This window comes from Nostoc sp. FACHB-892 (assembly GCF_014698795.1).
Lineage (GTDB): Bacteria > Cyanobacteriota > Cyanobacteriia > Cyanobacteriales > Nostocaceae > Nostoc.
This window is the reverse complement of record NZ_JACJTR010000003.1, coordinates 278,200-294,863: the sequence shown is the minus strand read 5'-3', so window position 1 is coordinate 294,863 and position 16,664 is coordinate 278,200. Positions and strand designations below refer to the sequence as shown.

Sequence of the window (16,664 nt, the reverse complement as noted above, 5' to 3'; positions counted from 1 at the left end):
CGCCATTTAGGGTTTAAGAACAACTTTGATGCAGTTATCCTTTTTTTGTTGAAAGATGTTGTAGGCGTGGGGTGCTTGTTCTAGTGGTAATTGATGGGTGACAACGAAGGATGGATCAAGTTTTCCATCCAAAATCATTTGCAATAACGAATGCATATATTTTTGTCCATGCATTTGTCCCATTCTAAAGGTTAGTCCTTTATTAAAGGCTGCACCCAATGGTATTTTGTCTACAAAACCACCATAAACACCCATGATTGAAAGAGTCCCGCCTTTACGACAGGCGACCATCATTTCCCGCAGAACGTGGGGACGGTCGGTTTCCAATTTGAGCTTTTGTTTTGTCTGGTCGTAGAAGTCTTCAATACCAACACCATGTGCTTCTAAACCAACGGCATCGATGCAAGCATCGGGGCCACGACCACCAGTCATCTCTTTCAACGCTTCGCCAGCATTAACTTCTTCGTAGTTAATCACTTCTGCTTTGGCAAACTTTTTCGCCATTTCCAGGCGTTCGGGAAAGCGATCTATACCGATCACTTTTTCGGCTCCCATCATGTAGGCGCTAATCATGGCAAATTGTCCAACAGCACCGCAACCCCAAACGGCTACAGTATCACCCGGTTGAATATCGCATAATTCTGCACCCATATAACCAGTGGGGATGGCATCGGAGATGAATAACAACATCTCATCCGGCAAATCTGGCGGAACTTTAACGACACCCACATCAGCAAAGGGTACACGAATATATTCTGCTTGTGCGCCTGCATAGCCACCTAACATATGGGAGTAGCCATAAATGGCTGAGGTGACATTGCCGAACAATTTTTCTTCAATCCAACCTTTGGGATTGGAATTATCGCACAACGACCACATATCATGTTGGCAATAATGGCAATTACCACAGCCAATGGTGGAAGGAACAACAACGCGATCGCCTATTTTTAAATTGTTGACTCCTTTGCCAACTTCCACGACTTCCCCCATAAATTCGTGACCAATAATGTCACCCTGTTGCACTGTGGGAATATAGCCGCCATATATATGTAGATCAGAGCCACAAATCGCCGTGGAAGTAATTTTAATAATCGCATCACGCGGATTGAGAATTGTCGGATCTGGTACCGACTGTACCCGCACATCATTAGCACCGTTCCAGCAAACTGCTTTCATAGTTATTAGTCCTTAGTCATTAGTCATTAGTCATTGGTTATTGGTCATTGGTCATTCGCTTTAGGCAAAGGACAAATAACAGGGGACAAAGAACAAATAACTCTACTTGCGTCCTGAAGGTTGACCTTCGGTTGTGGCAATTTCGCCTGCTTCCATTAGCATCTTGAAGCGGCGCAATTCATCACCAATTTGCTGTTCTGGTTCTTCACCAAAAAGTTTAGCTACGGTAGCTCCCAATGCTCCACCGGGGGGATTATACTCCAAAACAACCTTCACTTCCGTGCCGCGATCGCCTGGTGCTTTTGTGAAGCGGACAAAACCAGAATTATCAACATCTGCACCTTCTACAGAAGCCCAAGAAATAAATTCATTTTCCCGGTCTTCGAGAATATCTGCATCCCATTCTACGGTATTATCCAAGGGTGCATTGGCAATCCAATGAGAACGTTTTTCGTTATGCACCTTGACAGATTTGAGATGCTTCATAAATGTAGGCAAATTCTCAAAGTCGTGCCAAAAGCGATACAATTCTTCTGCCGATTTATTGATAGTTACCGTTTTTTCAACTTTGATGGGTTGGTTTAGACCTATTGCTTCCTGTGCTTTCTGAATTGTGCTTTGCTTGGTTGCACCTTGATAAACCAAACCGCCACCGGCTAAAGCCGTCAGCGCTCCTCGCAATGAACCTTGCCTTAAACCCATCAGCACCATCGCACCGCCACCGATAAGGGATGCCCAACGCTCTACTTCACTAGCTTCTGGCTGGTTTGTACTTGATTTATCCCCTGATGTTGAAGTCACTTTTTATATCTCCATTACTGTAAATTCACCATTGAGGCGCAAATACCCTCTTCTCTTTGTTATTTGCGCCTCTTCGGTAACCGTCTAGGTTCAAAAAACCTTACATTGACACAGCAGCCCCTGTAGTCGGCTTAGGTGGCTGAATCTGAGTACCTATCCGCGCTCGATACAACTGTGCCAATCGCTGCTCGTATTTCAATAAATTGTGGTAAATTTCTTTGAAAATAGCAGTTGCTACTGGGTCAGTGAACATTGCAGACAAGTTGCCAATATCGCCGATACCAGTTTGCACATCACCTAAAGCAGAACGTAACTGATATATGTCATCACTTCCTGTCAAGGCAGTTTTCACCTTGGCATACTGATTGGCAATATTTGCGCCTAAAGAGGGTTTTTCGCCTAATAACTGAAGATAAGTTTCCAGTTTTTGAATGTGGCGCTGTTTATTAGCAATTATTTCTTGAAAGACTGAGTTTACTTCGTTATCTGATTCCTTTTGCAAGTAGTTTTCAAATGCTTCTAAGGAATAACGTTCACCAGCAAGGGCATTATTTAAACCTTTGGTGATCTCACCTTTAGTTGAGCCACCCCAAGCATCAGCCAGCTTCCACCATTGGGCACTTGTGTCTTTTTCATTTGGTAATGCAGCATCTTTGCCACCATAACCCAAACGACTTAATATAGCTGTGGTGAAAATTGGCAAGTCTCCAGGTTCACGAGATGTAATCAAATTTCCGTCAACTACCACCGGCTCATCTAGATATTTTGCGCCAGCGTTAATCATGTCCTTGGCAATAGCGCTAAAACCAGTGGCTTGTTTACCTTTAAGCAAGTCGCCTTCAATCAAAACTTGTGGCCCATGACAGACAGCAGCGACTAATTTTCCTTGTTGTATAGCTTCTTGAACAAAACGTACTGTGTTGGTGTTCCGCCGCATTTGATCGGGAGCCATCCCACCAGGAATTATTACCGCGTCGAATTCGGCTGCGATCGCTTCTGTAGTAGTACCATCCGCTTGTATACTCAGTTTGCCACGTTTACCCTTATATTTTTCATTCATTCGGGAACCGAGGACTACTACTTCCATTCCTGCTTGTTTTAGTCCATTATAAGGAACTGTAAATTCTGCATCCTCTACTGCTTGTTCAATAAGGATAGCAACTTTTTTCTTACCGGAATGAGTGTTATGATCAGTCATAGTCATAGATGTTATTACCTGTTTATTTCTAGTATTTAACTAGCTAGAATATTGATCAATTAGGCTCGTTAAGCAGTCGGGATTTTTTCTGGAAAATTTTGTTTGGATTGCTTAATTATCCAATTAATTTACTTATTGGCTAAGTTCCAAACAGTTCTTCGTAATCGTGAGAAAAATGGCTATGTAAGGCAGCAAATAATTCTGGGCTGACAGCATTTTGCAATACGGTAAATACCGCCCGAACATGAATTGCTACAGTAGTTGGTTCTATATTTTCTTTTTGACTCGCACGGGCAATAAACTCTTGTAAGTTGAAAGAGCCACCGCTATCTCCTTCTTTTCCTCGCAAATAATCCCCTAGTTGTTGGGGCAAGCTTGCAGCTAGTTCCTGCGCTTCATCATTTGCTATCCGTTCTTTAAGGGTTTCTAGTGTGGCACGGGTAGCACGTTCTGCCTCTTCACGAGAATCTGATTGGGTAAGGCTTTGTACGTGCGTAATGAACTCATCGTATTCCACTGTATACCTCCGCTTCTCAAAATTCTTGAATGTCTTGTTATTTTAGTATTCAGGTAGTTAAAAGCATGAATATTAAAGTTAAATGGTATTAAATGGCTAAACTTAAATTTTTATTTTCGCCCATGAATAAAAATAGTTATGAGTGAGAACTTGGCTACTGAATAACTTCGGTTTGAGAGTTCCTAACTCATAACTAAAAACTTCAACTACAAGTTGCTCGACCATGAATTCATATTTACAATGGTATGACCCGATAGGTACTTTAGCTTCGTTCCAAGGGGATAGATTATTTTATTTCTAAAGCTATACATCTCTAGTAAGACAAGTTAGCGACAGGAAAACGTTATTGTGAGAATGCACAAAAGGGCTAGTATCATGGCAGAAAAAAATCATAATGACGAAATTGAAACCAATGATTTGCCACAGGAAATCACCGAATCCTACGGTACAGGTGTAAAAGACTTACCTGGATACAATATTGGTGGGCGCTCAATGAGAGCAGAAAGACAGGAGTATACAGAAACTAGTCCTGAACTCACTGGTGGCGATGTTGATGCTTATTGGCAAGATGCAGATGCAGTTGGAGATGAAGCTGTTGGTGGTAGTACTTCCACTCCCGATCAAAATGTAACTGAGGAGTTAGAAGCAGCAGTAGGGCTAGAAATAGATGATTTCGCATTTCTTCGCACTAACGAAATTTTAGAGGAACGTGATGATTCTCGCTGGGAGTTAGATCCGAAGTCTTCTGAAGATTACCAAGATCGGCGAGAATAAGCTCAAGAAAAGTAGAAGCCGTATTCTTACTGTACATTCAAAATTGAATGTTGGCGTCAACAAATTAGTGTGGCTGAATTGGGTCGTACTTCTAAAAGTACTGTCAAAATAAAACTAGCATCTACCTACCGAAATAGTTCCTGAGAATATCTCAATTTAGCAGCATTCCCATTGCTAATTTTTTTACCTTACCAAAGACAAGCATTCTTTCTGGTTTTGATATAACTGTAATACTTCCAATGCAGGGCTAAACTATGCCAAATTTATGCTCTACTTATAATTGTTCTTCTTTATGATTCCAATACATCTGTCTTTAGTAGGGTCAAACCCTAAATGTACATTTGATAACCTTGCTAATGAAATTAAATAATTGCAATTGGAGTTAATAATGACATTTACACAAACTAGCGATCCAACTATTCGTGAGCATGTTCAAGCTTGGCAACAGTTGGATGTGGATCAACAACTGGCTTTATTTTGGTTCATTTACAAAGAAATGGGTAAGTCAATTACGCCAGCTGCTCCTGGTGCTAGCACTGTTTCTCCAGAAATTGCTGAAGGTTTGTTTAATCAAGTTAAGGAATTATCTCACGAACAACAATTACAAGTTCAGCGTGACTTGATTAATAAAGCCGATACCCTAATATCTCGTGAATATGGTTCTTTGGGTGATACCACTAAACTACTGTTTTGGTATCGGTTATCTCAAGGTATGGATGATGGTACTATCATTCCTGTACCTTCTGACTATGAACTTCCTTCAGAATGTCAAGAGTTGTTTGGCAGAATTCAAGGATTAGAGTTTGAGCAACAGATTACTCTTTTCCGTGATTATGTTTCGCCAATGGGTGCTGAAGCAAAACCAGGTGCTGAAATTTAGCACTGTTGAAGTTTTTAGGTTACTTGAGGCTACCTTTTTAGTCCCACTAGCTTTAGGCGATTGGTGTTAGCATCACGAGGCAGCATCATCCTCACGAAAACTGCAAGGGTTTATACCTATTTTCTTAAAGCTAGTTATATCTGCCAGTTAGTATATAAGGCTGAATTTATTTTCATGACTGGCGTTTTTATTTTTTGACAAATAAACACAGAGTAAGAGTTTTAGCTTTTACTCTGTGTTCATTTATATCTTTAGACCAGTTGCACCCTACATTCGTAACGCCCTTTGTTTTATCCTCAATATATTAAAAATAATTATAGCCGATTTGATCTATCTTTTGGTTGATTAAAATACGCTAAGTTTATATTAGAATTATCTCTTCTTATAGTGTTTTATTTAAAGTTAAATCTTTAAGATTGAGAGAGGTATAAAAGGGATAGTCCAAATTTTTACACATGGGAGATTTAATGAGTTTTTTAAAATCTAATATCATTTCAGATCAAAGCAATAGTCGAACTGCCTGAAGACAGAATTCCAATTTTCACTTGATATTTTTTTAGTTAATTAAGTAGTTAATTACTTTGAGGTGTTTATGACTTCTACAAACATCAATTTTTTAGAACAAAGTGTATCAAAATTTCAGGATTTAGATACAGATGATCGCCTGACTGTGCTATCTTTACTTTACACTGAAATTTCTGATGAAATTCCAGCGATCGCTCTCAATGATGTGCCAAACGAAAAAACTGCGAATTTAGTTGCACAAATTCAAAACCTGCCACAGCAGGAACAAGTTTCTGGTTTGCGTCAGTTGCTAAACCAAGATGAAGTAGGGGAAACAGCAATTCCTACTGAAGAGTATGCTTCAATGAACGTTGATGATAAATTAGCTTTTTGGTATCAATTAGCCCAAAATTTAGGAACTACAATCATTGGTGTACCAGATGACTATATACCTTCTGAAAAAGCCACAGAAGTAGTAGATTTGCTTGACACACCGAACATTGAGGATTTAGTGACTTTCTTGAAGCGGGTGCTGTAACAGTTTTGAGTCAAGAATCAAAGGTGGGGCTATGCCTCACCTTTATTTTTACAGCAATTTTCAGCTAAATAGACGACGCGCTACGGGTACAGCATTGCTGTGCCCCTACAAAAAATTTGGTTCAAATATAGCGCTTCTCGTTTATGTGAAGTACACCCATAGGGGCACGGCATCCAAACTAATTTTCTCTAATCGCTGCTTGATAGCGACCTAGGGCAATTAAAGGAAAGTATTGTTGATACATATGATACTTGAGATAAAAATGGCAGGGGAAGCCAGTACCTGTAAAGTCCGCCTCAAACCAAGTACCATCTGGCTGTTGAGTTGCAACTAGATAGTCAATTCCTCGCTCAATAACCTCAAGAGCTAATTGACCAGTTGCTTCACCGGCTGCCAACAGGCCAATTAAAGCCCAAGCAGTTTGAGACGCGGTACTATTTCCTTTTCCTTTAAAACTGGGGTCGTCGTAGCTGCGGCAAGTCTCACCCCAACCACCATCTGGGTTTTGGCATCCAATTAACCAAGCTGCTCCTCGCTCTATACTAAGTTTATGCTTTTGAGGATCAATTAACGCCAAGGCTGACAAAACGCCACTAGTGCCGTAGATATAATTTACACCCCAACGACCAAACCAACAGCCTTCGGTTTCTTGTTCGCGCAGAAGATAAGTAAGCGATCGCTCTAAATTATAACTATCTATTGACAAATCACAAGCACCAAGCATTTCAAGCACCCTAGCCGTAACATCTGCGGTATTTGGATCAATCATGGCTTTCAAGTCGCCATAAGGGATGGAGTTCAGCCAATCTTGATCATTGTCCAAATCAAAAGCAGCCCATCCACCTGGTTTACATTGCATAGATGCAATCCAATTTAAGGCACGAGCGATCGCAGCCTGCTTAATTTTTTCATTGGGCAGTTTCACCAAATGTAAAGCCATCACTACCACCGCCGAGTCGTCTACATCAGGATAAAAGCGATTGTCAAACTCAAAAGCCCAAGCCCCTGGTTTTCCTTGGCGATTTTTTACAGCCCAATCTCCGTAATCTAAAATTTGTTTTTGGAGCAACCATTCTCCAGCCTTTACTACAGCTGGATAATCTGGTGCAAAGCCAGATTCTATTAAGGCACGCATTGCCCAAGCTGTATCCCAAACGGGTGAAACACAGGGTTGTACTCGGTAACTATTCTCTGTTTCAATGACAAAGTTATCAATTGCTTGCAACCCTCGTTCCACAATCGGGTCGTTTCGGTCATAATCCAGACACCGCAAAGCCAGCATTGAATTCAACATCGCCGGAATAATGCCACCCCAGTCGCCTGTAGCTTCTTGGCGCTCTAAAATCCACTTTTCGGCGGCTTTGATGCCTTCTTCACGAAAAGGTACTAAATTCAGGCTTTCTGCCAACTTGAACCCTTGATCGAGGGTGAGGAATAAATCTGTCCAATCGCCACTTTGGGGTAATTCCCACCGGACTTGATCAACGCCTTCAGCGTATAGCTCATCTAGGTTGATAGTTGGGTTGGTGATAAAAACAGGTTTGCGATCGCATACAATCAGCAACGGCACAGTACTGGAACGCGCCCAACTAGACATCTCGTAGATATTAACTGGGAAAGCTTTTGGCAACAGCATTATCCAAGGTGGTAGCGAGGGAATACCGCGCCAGTTGTAGCAGCCAATCAAGGCTAGATGCAACTTGGTAAAAATCCGAGTTTTGCTGATACCACCCCGTTGGAGAATAAAAGCTTTCGCTCTAATCATCGCCGGATCGGTTGCTGGTACACCTAACAGCCTCAGCGCCATGTAAGCCTCAACTGAAGTGCTAAGTTCTCCGCCATCACCGTAGTAAAGTTCCCAGCCGCCATGCTGCCGTTGCTGTTGGCGCAGGTATGTTTCAACTTTGTGTAAAGGTCTGCCTTGGTCTGTTCCCCAAATTTTATGCAGCAGGACGACTTCAGCAGTGATGGTGACATTAGATTCTAACTCTGCCCACCAGTAACCTGCCGGATTTTGAATCGAAAGCAAATATTGTTGACTGGCTGCGATCGCATCTGCGACTTGATTGACTTTTACCCTGTCTTGTGTTTGCATGAAATACTATTTAACCTCAACACCCAACACTAGTTATCAACACGGCAATATAGGTGAAAAAATTATTTTCCTTTATCAGTAGACATAGTATTCTGTCTGAGTCACTAACAATTTGCAATAGCTTGTGATTAAAATCTCTTTGCGAATGAATAATAACTACGTAAACTTCGCAGGAGATAGCATAGCAAATTGCAATTATTCAAGTCCGCCTAGTAAGCCAGAACCCATTCCTGCACTCGAATCAGGCAGGGTGGTTTCATACGAAAAAAGAAAAATACATAAGTCTTGATTTCTCGTTTTGTGGCATGGCTTTTTACCCCACTTCCATTCCTCTCTCCGAAACGGGGAGAGGCTTTGAAACGCAGTTTTAGTTTTTCTTTGCTTGTATGAAACCACCCTGGCCTTTGTTTTTTGGACAGGGGGAGCCGCCGCTGGGTTACAGTACTTTGGCTGGAAAAGTACTTGGTTCAGCCAACAGCCTGAACCCTTACAAATCGCCCTCCTCATCGGGGTTTTCTGCCTAATTGTCGTTTCTGCCTTCGTGGTACAACGCTTCGATTTGCCTGTGCTGCACTTTCTGGAAGGGTACTGGTATCCTTGGCTGCGTCCTTTGCGTCGTCGGTTGATTGCTAGAGAAGCGAAACGCAGTCAGGGCACTTGATGCTGCCAGAAACTGTGGTGAACTAATCGAAGCCACCTTTGATCTGCACCGCCATCTACTCTATAAATCTGTGCGTTGGTATTTAAACCCCGATCCCAAAGAAGAACGTCATGTAGGACAGCAACTTACCGAATATTTATGGCGGGGCTGGGGCTTGTGATTCTAGGAATCGGCGATCGCCTGCCTATACCAGGCAGGGTACAGTGATTTTGGATTCTGCACATGGAGATAGCGACGGTTATGGGTGTAATTGTATTAGGATTGATGCTTTTATCCTTGACAATTTGGTTAGGATTACTGTGTTTTTGGGGACAATTTTGGCGGACAGACCAGCAATTAGAGGTTACAGAAACTCAGCTACAATCGTTACCTATGGTTTGTGCCGTCGTTCCAGCTCGCAACGAAGCCCAATTGCTACCAACGACACTGCGATCGCTCCTACTCCAAGATTATCCTGGTTCTTTCAACGTATTTTTGGTAGACGATCGCAGCACAGACGGTACAGCAAATTTTGCCGAAAAAGTTGCACACGCTGTAGGTAAACCCCAGCAATTGCATATTATCTCAGGTGAAGCACTGCCTTCTGGTTGGTCTGGCAAACTTTGGGCAGTTGAGCAAGGTATAAACAGCGCGAGTAAATTCACACCTGACTATTTTTTATTGACTGATGCAGATATCGAGCATGATCCTGGTAATCTCCGCCGACTCGTTGCGAAAGCTGTTCAAGAAGATTTAGACCTAGTTTCGGTAATGGTGCGACTTAGGTGTGAAAGCTTTTGGGAAAAACTTTTGATTCCAGCTTTCGTCTTTTTCTTCCAAAAACTCTATCCTTTTCGCTGGGTAAATAATCCCAACAATCCCACAGCTGCCGCCGCAGGGGGATCTATTCTGATCGCCCGTGAAGCTTTAGAGCGAATCGGAGGTATTCAAGTGATCCGCCAAGCTTTAATCGACGATTGCGCCCTGGCTGATGCTGTTAAGAACATTGGAAGACAAAGTAATTCTTCTTTCTCCCCTGCCTCCCCTGCTCCCCCTGCCTCCTCTGGTCGTATCTGGCTAGGATTGAGTAGCTTGACTCGGAGTCTGCGTGCCTATGACTCGCTGGCGACAATTTGGGATATGGTTGCTCGTACCGCCTATACCCAACTTAATTATTCTCCATTACTACTATTAGGCACTTTGGTCGGAATGCCTTTAATTTATCTAGTTTCACCTATGTGTGTAATTCTAGGTGCAGTTTGGGGTAATTGGGCGATCGCACTTACAGGTTTATTAGGATGGATGTTAATGACTTTGGCTTACTACCCGACGATCCGCTTTTATAAATGTTCTCGCTGGTTAGCTTTTAGTTTACCTGCGATCGCTTTTCTCTATACCCTGATGACTCTAGACTCAGCATTACGTCACTGGCAAGGACGCGGCGGCGCTTGGAAAGGAAGAGTTTATCCCAGTTCGGATAATTTATAGTTGGGATAAAATTGAATTTCAAAATCGGTAGTGTTAATGTGACCTGGAAGAAATGACAAACTTTGACTGTTGAACTTAATGAACTTGAAAGTACTACTAACATTGAAAGAAAACTTTCTCAAGGCAATGACGGTAAAAGATAAAGAACTTATAGTTGATATGCCTCTGACCATTCGAGATGCCCTAACTACAGATTTTGACGATGTTGCGTTATTGTCGGTTGACGCGTATCGAGAATACTCTGAATGGTTGAGTTCAGAGGATTGGGACAAAATGAAAATGAACCTATCCAATGTTTCAAAAGTTCCTAATCAAGCAAAGTTAATTGTGGCATTGCAAGATCATGAGCTAGTTGGATCAGTGACTTATTATTATCCCGGTACATCTACAAATCGCCTGTTTCAACCTGAATGGGCATCGTTACGAATGTTGGCAGTCTCGCCAAAATATCGAGGTCAAGGAATTGGTCGTCGGCTCACTGAGGAGTGTATTCAACGAGCCAAACGTGATCAAGCAGAGGTGATTGGACTTCATACCAGTGAATTGATGGTTACAGCGAGGCGGATGTATGAGAAGCTGGGGTTCCAGCAAGATACTGAGCTTCCACGTAATTTTGGGATTCGATATTGGCGTTATGTATTGAAGTTAGCTCAGTCGTGAAAGCGGCCCAATCGAGCCAAGGTATGTGTTTCTCCTGCCCCTCCCACACCATCCATCGTACGCACAAACATTCACACGCTAATACTTAGCGGTACGTAGATTTTTTGGATCACCTGCCTTATATTTCACCATTTCACCAGTGATTTGTCCTTCTCAAATACAGTGGCTAAATATAAAGCGCGAAAGCTAAAATTCAAGTAAGCCGAAAGTGGTTGATTAAATGAATTATGACAACCGCAACACCAAAAGATAATTCTATTAGTATCCCCAAAAAGCTGCCTTTTCTGGAGTCAATTTGTTGGCAGACTGCCGATGTATATCGGTTTACTTTAGAGAAAATGCTGAGTCGCTACGAGCGTGGCTGGCAATATCGCAACCTATTTAATAATCTTGAAGGTGAAGAACTCAATTTCCTTAAGGAAATCGCCAGACGCTATAAATCCTGGTTGCAAGTTTGTTTATGACTTCCAGGTTTGAATATCATAATAAAATTTCACAGCTCTTGAATCTTTAAATTCGGACATACTTAGGAAGGGTTATGCTTACTTCGGTGGCGAAACCCTTCTTGCATTTAAGTTTGAAGAATATCGCTGGAGTAAGGATATTGATTTTATTGCTTCTTAGACTCCGAGGCTTTTTCGAGAACAACATGATATCTTTGCTGATTTAGAAATACAGAAAGAAACACGAGAAGATTCTTAAACAGGTAGCGATCGCCCTATACCCAATGCCCCATGCCCTTAAATCCTTGCAGCTGTTTGTTTATCACTCGCAGGACTAATAGGTAATGGTTGAGCCGCTTTCAATATCGCATCGAGCAACCCTGGAAACAGCATCTCTAAATCTTCACGCCGCAGGATGTTAATGTGATGTGTCCCTTCTTTACGTGTAAAGACTATCCCCGACTCCCGCAAAATCTTGAAGTGATTGGACATGGTAGACTTAGCGATCGCAAAATCAAAACTCGCACAGCATTGTTCCCCCTCAGTAGCCAACCGCCGCACAATCTCTAGCCGGACTGGATCGCCCAATGCATACAGCACTCCCGGTAAAGAAATATTTTTTCTATCTGGATGATAAAGAAATTTCATAGTTGCATTATCTCATCAGGTGGCATATATTTTTATTATTCGATATTATCGAATTATAGAATTAATTAGGAAGGCAATTTTATGTCATCCATTACAAATGTCACAGAAGCCACATTCAAGCAAGAAGTTTTGGAAAGTGAAATTCCAGTCTTAGTAGACTTTTGGGCCCCGTGGTGCGGCCCTTGCCGGATGGTAGGCCCAGTAGTCGATGAAGTCGCTACTGAATACGAGGGACAGGTAAAATTTGTGAAGCTAAACACAGATCAGAATCCTACTGTCGCCAGCCATTATGGAATTCGCAGCATCCCGACGCTGATGGTTTTTAAGGGAGGTCGGCAGGTTGACACTGTCGTAGGGGCAGTCCCAAAAACTACCTTGAATAAGACCTTAGCACAGCATCTTTAATTTAAGTGAAAGGGATTAGGCACTAGGGACTAGGGACTGGGGATTTAGGAAAGACTTCTTGAATATTCTTTGTCCCCCTTGTCCCTCTAAAGTTCTAAGCACCGACTTCTGGCGCTTAGACCTTTCTCCTTGTCCCCCTCCTATTTTCCCTGATCCCCACTACCCAATCCCCAATCCTAGATCATTCTGTTTCAATTAACGGGGAAAGAGCGAAATGGACTTGAAATTGCATGGTAAATCCGCGCTGGTGAGTGGCTCAACCGCAGGTATTGGTTTTGCGATTGCCCTTGGGTTAGCTCAAGAAGGTGCATCAGTAATTGTCAACGGTCGGTCTGAAGAAAGAGTAGCCCAAGCGATCGCCAAAATTAAGCATTGTACACCCGAAGCGAAAATTTCTGGTATTGTTGCTGACGCAGGCACTGCATCAGGGGTAGAGCAACTTTTTCAAGAAGTTCCTCACGTTGATATTCTCATAAATAATGTCGGTATTTATGAACCAAAAACCTTCTTTGATATTACTGATAAAGACTGGTTAAACATATTTGAGGTTAACGTTCTCAGTGGAGTCCGTTTAAGTCGGCAATATCTGCAAAAGCAGCTAGAGCAAAACTGGGGGCGGATAATTTTTATCTCTAGCGAATCTGCCATTCAGATCCCAGTGGAAATGATTCACTATGGCACAACTAAGACAGCGCAGCTAGCTATTGCACGAGGTCTAGCAGAAATGACTATCGGGACTGGAGTCACGGTAAACTCCGTTCTACCAGGGCCAACCCGTTCAGAAGGAGTTGAAGACTTTATCACTAAGCTGGCGCAGGAACGTGGCATTAGTGCAGGTGAAGTTGAGGCTGAGTTTTTCCAAAAAGTACGTCCCAGTTCCCTAATCAAACGCTTTGCAACTAATGAAGAAGTAGCTGCGATCGTAGTTTACCTTTGTAGTCCCGTAGCTTCAGCAACTAATGGTGCAGCTTTGCGGGTAGATGGTGGCGTTATTCGATCGATTGTTTAGTATTTGAACCACATCTGTAGCAGGCGTACAGTCAACTTTACGTGAAAAGGGCGGTTAAAAACCGCGTCTACACAAACAAAACTCACCTTGGTGGGTTCAAAAGTTTTGAATTGGAGTAAATAACATGACTACTGATATCAATTTATTTTCTTCTTACCAATTAGGAAATCTGGAACTACCAAACCGGATTGTGATGGCACCCTTAACCCGAAATAGGGCAGGTCAAGGAAATGTACCACACCAACTTAATGCTACCTACTACACTCAACGTGCTTCTGCCGGACTGATTATTGCAGAAGCAACACAAGTAACTCCTGAAGGACAGGGTTATCCCGCTACACCAGGAATTCATTCATCAGAACAGGTGGAGGGCTGGAAGTTAGTGACTGATTCCGTGCATCAGCAGGGAGGGAGAATTTTTCTGCAACTATGGCACGTAGGCAGGATTTCTCACCCAGACTTACAACCGAATGGAGCTTTACCTGTGGCACCTTCTGCCATTGCTGCTAAAGGTGAAGCTTCAACCTATGAGGGGCCAAAACCCTTTGTAACTCCCCGTGCTTTAGAAACATCGGAAATACCGCAGATAGTCGAACAGTATCGTCAGGGAGCAGCAAATGCCCTAGCGGCTGGGTTTGATGGGGTAGAAATTCACGGAGCTAATGGTTATTTAATAGATCAGTTTCTCCGCGATCGCACCAATCAGCGCACAGATAAATATGGCGGTTCCATTGAAAATCGCACTCGATTTTTGTTGGAGGTAACAGAGGCAGTAACTAGTGTGTGGGATTCTAACCGGGTAGGAGTACGTTTATCTCCCAGCGGGACTTTTAACGATATAGGTGACTCCAATCCTTTGGAGACATTTGGTTATGCGGCTCAAGCATTGAACCAGTTTAATTTGGCATATCTGCATATTTTTGAGGCAACAGAGGCAGACATTAGACATGGCGGGATAATTGTACCTACTAGTCATATACGCGATCGCTTTACAGGTACACTCATCGTCAATGGTGGTTATACCCGTGAAAAAGGCGATGCTGTACTGGCAAACAAAGCAGCAGATTTAGTTGCCTTTGGCACATTATTTATATCAAATCCCGATTTACCCAGACGCTTGGCTTTAAATGCACCACTAAATCAAGCAAATCAAGCAACCTTTTATGGTGGCGATGAAAAGGGATATACAGACTATCCATTTTGGTCAGCTGCTAATGAGCCAGTAGCTAACGCATAATTCTGCTAATCTATTTTCAAGCAACTTTTTACACCACTAGATTATTTCGGACAATCCTAAAAATCGCTCCAGCAACTTCATAACCCAACTATCAGGAAGGAGAATCTTATGAGTTCGATCACTCAAACCCAACCTTTAGATGTACCAAGTGCGATCGCTCAACGCCGCTCAATCAAAACTTTTAAAACAGACCCCATCACCCCAGAACTGCTCAAGCAACTGGTAGAGTTGACCGTGGCAGCACCCAGCAGCTTTAATATGCAAGACTGGCAAATTATTATTGTACAAGATGAAGCGCAAAAGGCAGCATTGTCAGCCGCATCGTGGAATCAACAGCAAATTGTCCAAGCACCTGTAACCTTTGTGTTTGCTGCCGATCCTAACGCAGGCGAACAAGACTTGACCCCGATTCTGGAGCGGGGACTCGAAACTGGAGCATGGAATGAAGGTACGGTAAACTACTTTAAAACCTCCATTCCGCAATTCCAAGCTAGCTTAGGCGACAAGCGACGCGAATATGCGATCAAAGATGCGATCATTGCTGCTACTCATTTAGTGTTAGCGGCAGAAAGTTTGGGATTATCCACTTGTTTTATGAACGGTTGGATTGAGGATCAAGTAAAAGAAGTGATTGGTGCTGGGGATAATCCAGATTTAGCGATCGCTGTTTTAGTTCCTGTTGGCTATGCAGCAGAACCACGCTTAAATCCAGGTCGTTTGCCATTCTCCTCCAACGTCTCTGTGGATAAAATCGGGAACCCTTATGTTGGGTAGTTCTCTCTGAATCGGGCATTAAATTTCTTTATATAACTGTTTTAACGCACCCCATCTATATTTGAGTTAGAGGGGGTGCGTTCAACTGACTAAAATTTTGAACTGAATCGCGGCATTCCCCATGCGCCTATGCGGTGGGGTAGTTCACCAAGGAGAATTGAATTTATGCCAACAACAGCTTTAATTGTCGGTGCAGGTAGTGGGCTGAGTGCATCTTTAGCCCGCCTATTTGCAAAAGAAGGATTCACCGTAGCTTTAGCAGCTCGCCAAATTGAAAAACTCACTCAATTGAGCAGTGAAATTGGCGCAGTTAGTTTCGCTGCTGATGCCTCAAAGGCAGATGAAGTAGAACAGTTATTTATTGATGTTGAAAATAAGCTCGGTTCTCCAAATGTTGTCATTTACAATCCCAGTTTCCGGGTGCGGGGATCTCTTGTTGATCTAGACCCTAGTGAGGTGGCAAAAACCCTAGATGTAACTGCCTATGGAGCCTTTCTCGTCGCCCAAGCTGCTACCAAAAGGTTTTTACAGCTTGGCGGTGGTGCTATCTTTTTTACTGGAGCCTCAGCGAGTATCAAGGGTTATCCTCTGTCTGCTCCTTTTGCAATGGGTAAATTTGCACTACGCGGTTTAGCTCAAAGTATTGCTAGGGAATTAGCACCAAAGAATATCCATGTGGCGCATTTTGTGATTGATGGTGCAATCCGCTCCACAGTCCGCCAAGATCCATTAGATAATCCTGATAGTACTCTTGACCCTGATGCGATCGCTCAAACTTATCTCAGCATTTTACGCCAACCCCGCAGTGCTTGGACATGGGAAGTAGAACTACGTCCTTGGGTAGAGAACTTCTAGCCTAGACAATTGTTACAAGAAT

General features: G+C 42.7%; 19 protein-coding genes. 13 read left to right on the top strand and 6 right to left on the bottom strand.

Features of this window, described 5'->3' with window-relative positions:
• Positions 1 to 6: 6 nt before the first annotated feature.
• From H6G96_RS06145 to H6G96_RS06130, 4 genes are all read right to left on the bottom strand, one after another.
• Positions 7 to 1,176, bottom strand: a complete 1,170-nt coding sequence (locus H6G96_RS06145; RefSeq protein WP_190910611.1) for a zinc-dependent alcohol dehydrogenase — start codon at positions 1,174 to 1,176, stop codon at positions 7 to 9.
• A gap of 102 nt (positions 1,177 to 1,278) precedes the next feature.
• Positions 1,279 to 1,977 carry an SRPBCC family protein gene (locus H6G96_RS06140; protein ID WP_190910610.1) on the bottom strand — a complete coding sequence of 233 codons (699 nt, stop codon included), beginning with the start codon at positions 1,975 to 1,977 and terminating at the stop codon, positions 1,279 to 1,281.
• A gap of 100 nt (positions 1,978 to 2,077) precedes the next feature.
• Positions 2,078 to 3,175 carry a DJ-1/PfpI/YhbO family deglycase/protease gene (locus H6G96_RS06135; RefSeq protein ID WP_190910733.1) on the bottom strand — a complete coding sequence of 366 codons (1,098 nt, stop codon included), beginning with the start codon at positions 3,173 to 3,175 and terminating at the stop codon, positions 2,078 to 2,080.
• A gap of 139 nt (positions 3,176 to 3,314) precedes the next feature.
• Positions 3,315 to 3,692 carry a DUF2267 domain-containing protein gene (locus H6G96_RS06130; RefSeq protein WP_190910609.1) on the bottom strand — a complete coding sequence of 126 codons (378 nt, stop codon included), beginning with the start codon at positions 3,690 to 3,692 and terminating at the stop codon, positions 3,315 to 3,317.
• A gap of 375 nt (positions 3,693 to 4,067) precedes the next feature.
• On the opposite strand from H6G96_RS06130, the gene H6G96_RS06125 reads away from it, so the two are divergent.
• The 3 genes from H6G96_RS06125 to H6G96_RS06115 all read left to right on the top strand — a co-directional run bounded on the left by H6G96_RS06125 (position 4,068) and on the right by H6G96_RS06115 (position 6,388).
• Entirely contained in the window at positions 4,068 to 4,466 is a 399-nt protein-coding gene (locus H6G96_RS06125) for a DUF6335 family protein (protein WP_190910608.1), read from the top strand.
• Positions 4,467 to 4,854: 388 nt separating this feature from the next.
• Complete coding sequence (locus H6G96_RS06120) at positions 4,855 to 5,346, top strand: orange carotenoid protein N-terminal domain-containing protein (protein ID WP_190910607.1); 492 nt, start codon at positions 4,855 to 4,857, stop codon at positions 5,344 to 5,346.
• A 592-nt stretch (positions 5,347 to 5,938) separates the two neighbouring features.
• A complete protein-coding gene (locus H6G96_RS06115; RefSeq protein WP_190910606.1) occupies positions 5,939 to 6,388 on the top strand; it encodes an orange carotenoid protein N-terminal domain-containing protein in 450 nt (149 codons plus the stop codon).
• Between the two features lie 178 nt (positions 6,389 to 6,566).
• Here the strand turns inward: H6G96_RS06115 and shc are convergent, their stop codons facing one another.
• The gene (gene shc / locus H6G96_RS06110) at positions 6,567 to 8,483 is read right to left on the bottom strand and encodes a squalene--hopene cyclase (protein WP_190910605.1); all 1,917 of its coding nucleotides are present in this window, start codon (positions 8,481 to 8,483) and stop codon (positions 6,567 to 6,569) included.
• A 382-nt stretch (positions 8,484 to 8,865) separates the two neighbouring features.
• On the opposite strand from shc, the gene H6G96_RS06105 reads away from it, so the two are divergent.
• From H6G96_RS06105 to H6G96_RS06085, 5 genes are all read left to right on the top strand, one after another.
• Positions 8,866 to 9,144, top strand: a complete 279-nt coding sequence (locus H6G96_RS06105; protein ID WP_190910604.1) for a hypothetical protein — start codon at positions 8,866 to 8,868, stop codon at positions 9,142 to 9,144.
• Positions 9,110 to 9,304: a hypothetical protein gene (locus H6G96_RS06100; RefSeq protein WP_190910603.1), complete on the top strand. Its 195-nt coding sequence runs from the start codon at positions 9,110 to 9,112 to the stop codon at positions 9,302 to 9,304. Before H6G96_RS06105 ends, H6G96_RS06100 begins: the two co-directional genes overlap by 35 nt.
• Positions 9,305 to 9,384: 80 nt before the next feature.
• A complete protein-coding gene (locus H6G96_RS06095; RefSeq protein WP_190910732.1) occupies positions 9,385 to 10,611 on the top strand; it encodes a glycosyltransferase in 1,227 nt (408 codons plus the stop codon).
• 78 nt (positions 10,612 to 10,689) lie between these two features.
• On the top strand, positions 10,690 to 11,271 hold the full coding sequence (locus tag H6G96_RS06090) for a GNAT family N-acetyltransferase (RefSeq protein WP_190910602.1): 582 nt from the start codon (positions 10,690 to 10,692) through the stop codon (positions 11,269 to 11,271).
• A gap of 227 nt (positions 11,272 to 11,498) precedes the next feature.
• A complete protein-coding gene (locus H6G96_RS06085; protein WP_190910601.1) occupies positions 11,499 to 11,735 on the top strand; it encodes a hypothetical protein in 237 nt (78 codons plus the stop codon).
• 276 nt (positions 11,736 to 12,011) lie between these two features.
• Here the strand turns inward: H6G96_RS06085 and H6G96_RS06080 are convergent, their stop codons facing one another.
• Positions 12,012 to 12,362, bottom strand: a complete 351-nt coding sequence (locus H6G96_RS06080) for a helix-turn-helix transcriptional regulator (RefSeq protein WP_190910600.1) — start codon at positions 12,360 to 12,362, stop codon at positions 12,012 to 12,014.
• Between the two features lie 81 nt (positions 12,363 to 12,443).
• On the opposite strand from H6G96_RS06080, the gene trxA reads away from it, so the two are divergent.
• The 5 genes from trxA to H6G96_RS06055 all read left to right on the top strand — a co-directional run bounded on the left by trxA (position 12,444) and on the right by H6G96_RS06055 (position 16,642).
• The gene (gene trxA, locus H6G96_RS06075) at positions 12,444 to 12,767 is read left to right on the top strand and encodes a thioredoxin (RefSeq protein WP_104906809.1); all 324 of its coding nucleotides are present in this window, start codon (positions 12,444 to 12,446) and stop codon (positions 12,765 to 12,767) included.
• 214 nt (positions 12,768 to 12,981) lie between these two features.
• On the top strand, positions 12,982 to 13,776 hold the full coding sequence (locus tag H6G96_RS06070) for an SDR family NAD(P)-dependent oxidoreductase (RefSeq protein ID WP_190910599.1): 795 nt from the start codon (positions 12,982 to 12,984) through the stop codon (positions 13,774 to 13,776).
• 124 nt (positions 13,777 to 13,900) lie between these two features.
• On the top strand, positions 13,901 to 15,013 hold the full coding sequence (locus H6G96_RS06065) for an alkene reductase (protein WP_190910598.1): 1,113 nt from the start codon (positions 13,901 to 13,903) through the stop codon (positions 15,011 to 15,013).
• Positions 15,014 to 15,121: 108 nt separating this feature from the next.
• Complete coding sequence (locus H6G96_RS06060; protein ID WP_190910597.1) at positions 15,122 to 15,787, top strand: nitroreductase family protein; 666 nt, start codon at positions 15,122 to 15,124, stop codon at positions 15,785 to 15,787.
• 165 nt (positions 15,788 to 15,952) lie between these two features.
• The gene (locus H6G96_RS06055) at positions 15,953 to 16,642 is read left to right on the top strand and encodes an SDR family NAD(P)-dependent oxidoreductase (protein WP_190910596.1); all 690 of its coding nucleotides are present in this window, start codon (positions 15,953 to 15,955) and stop codon (positions 16,640 to 16,642) included.
• Positions 16,643 to 16,664 lie beyond the last annotated feature (22 nt).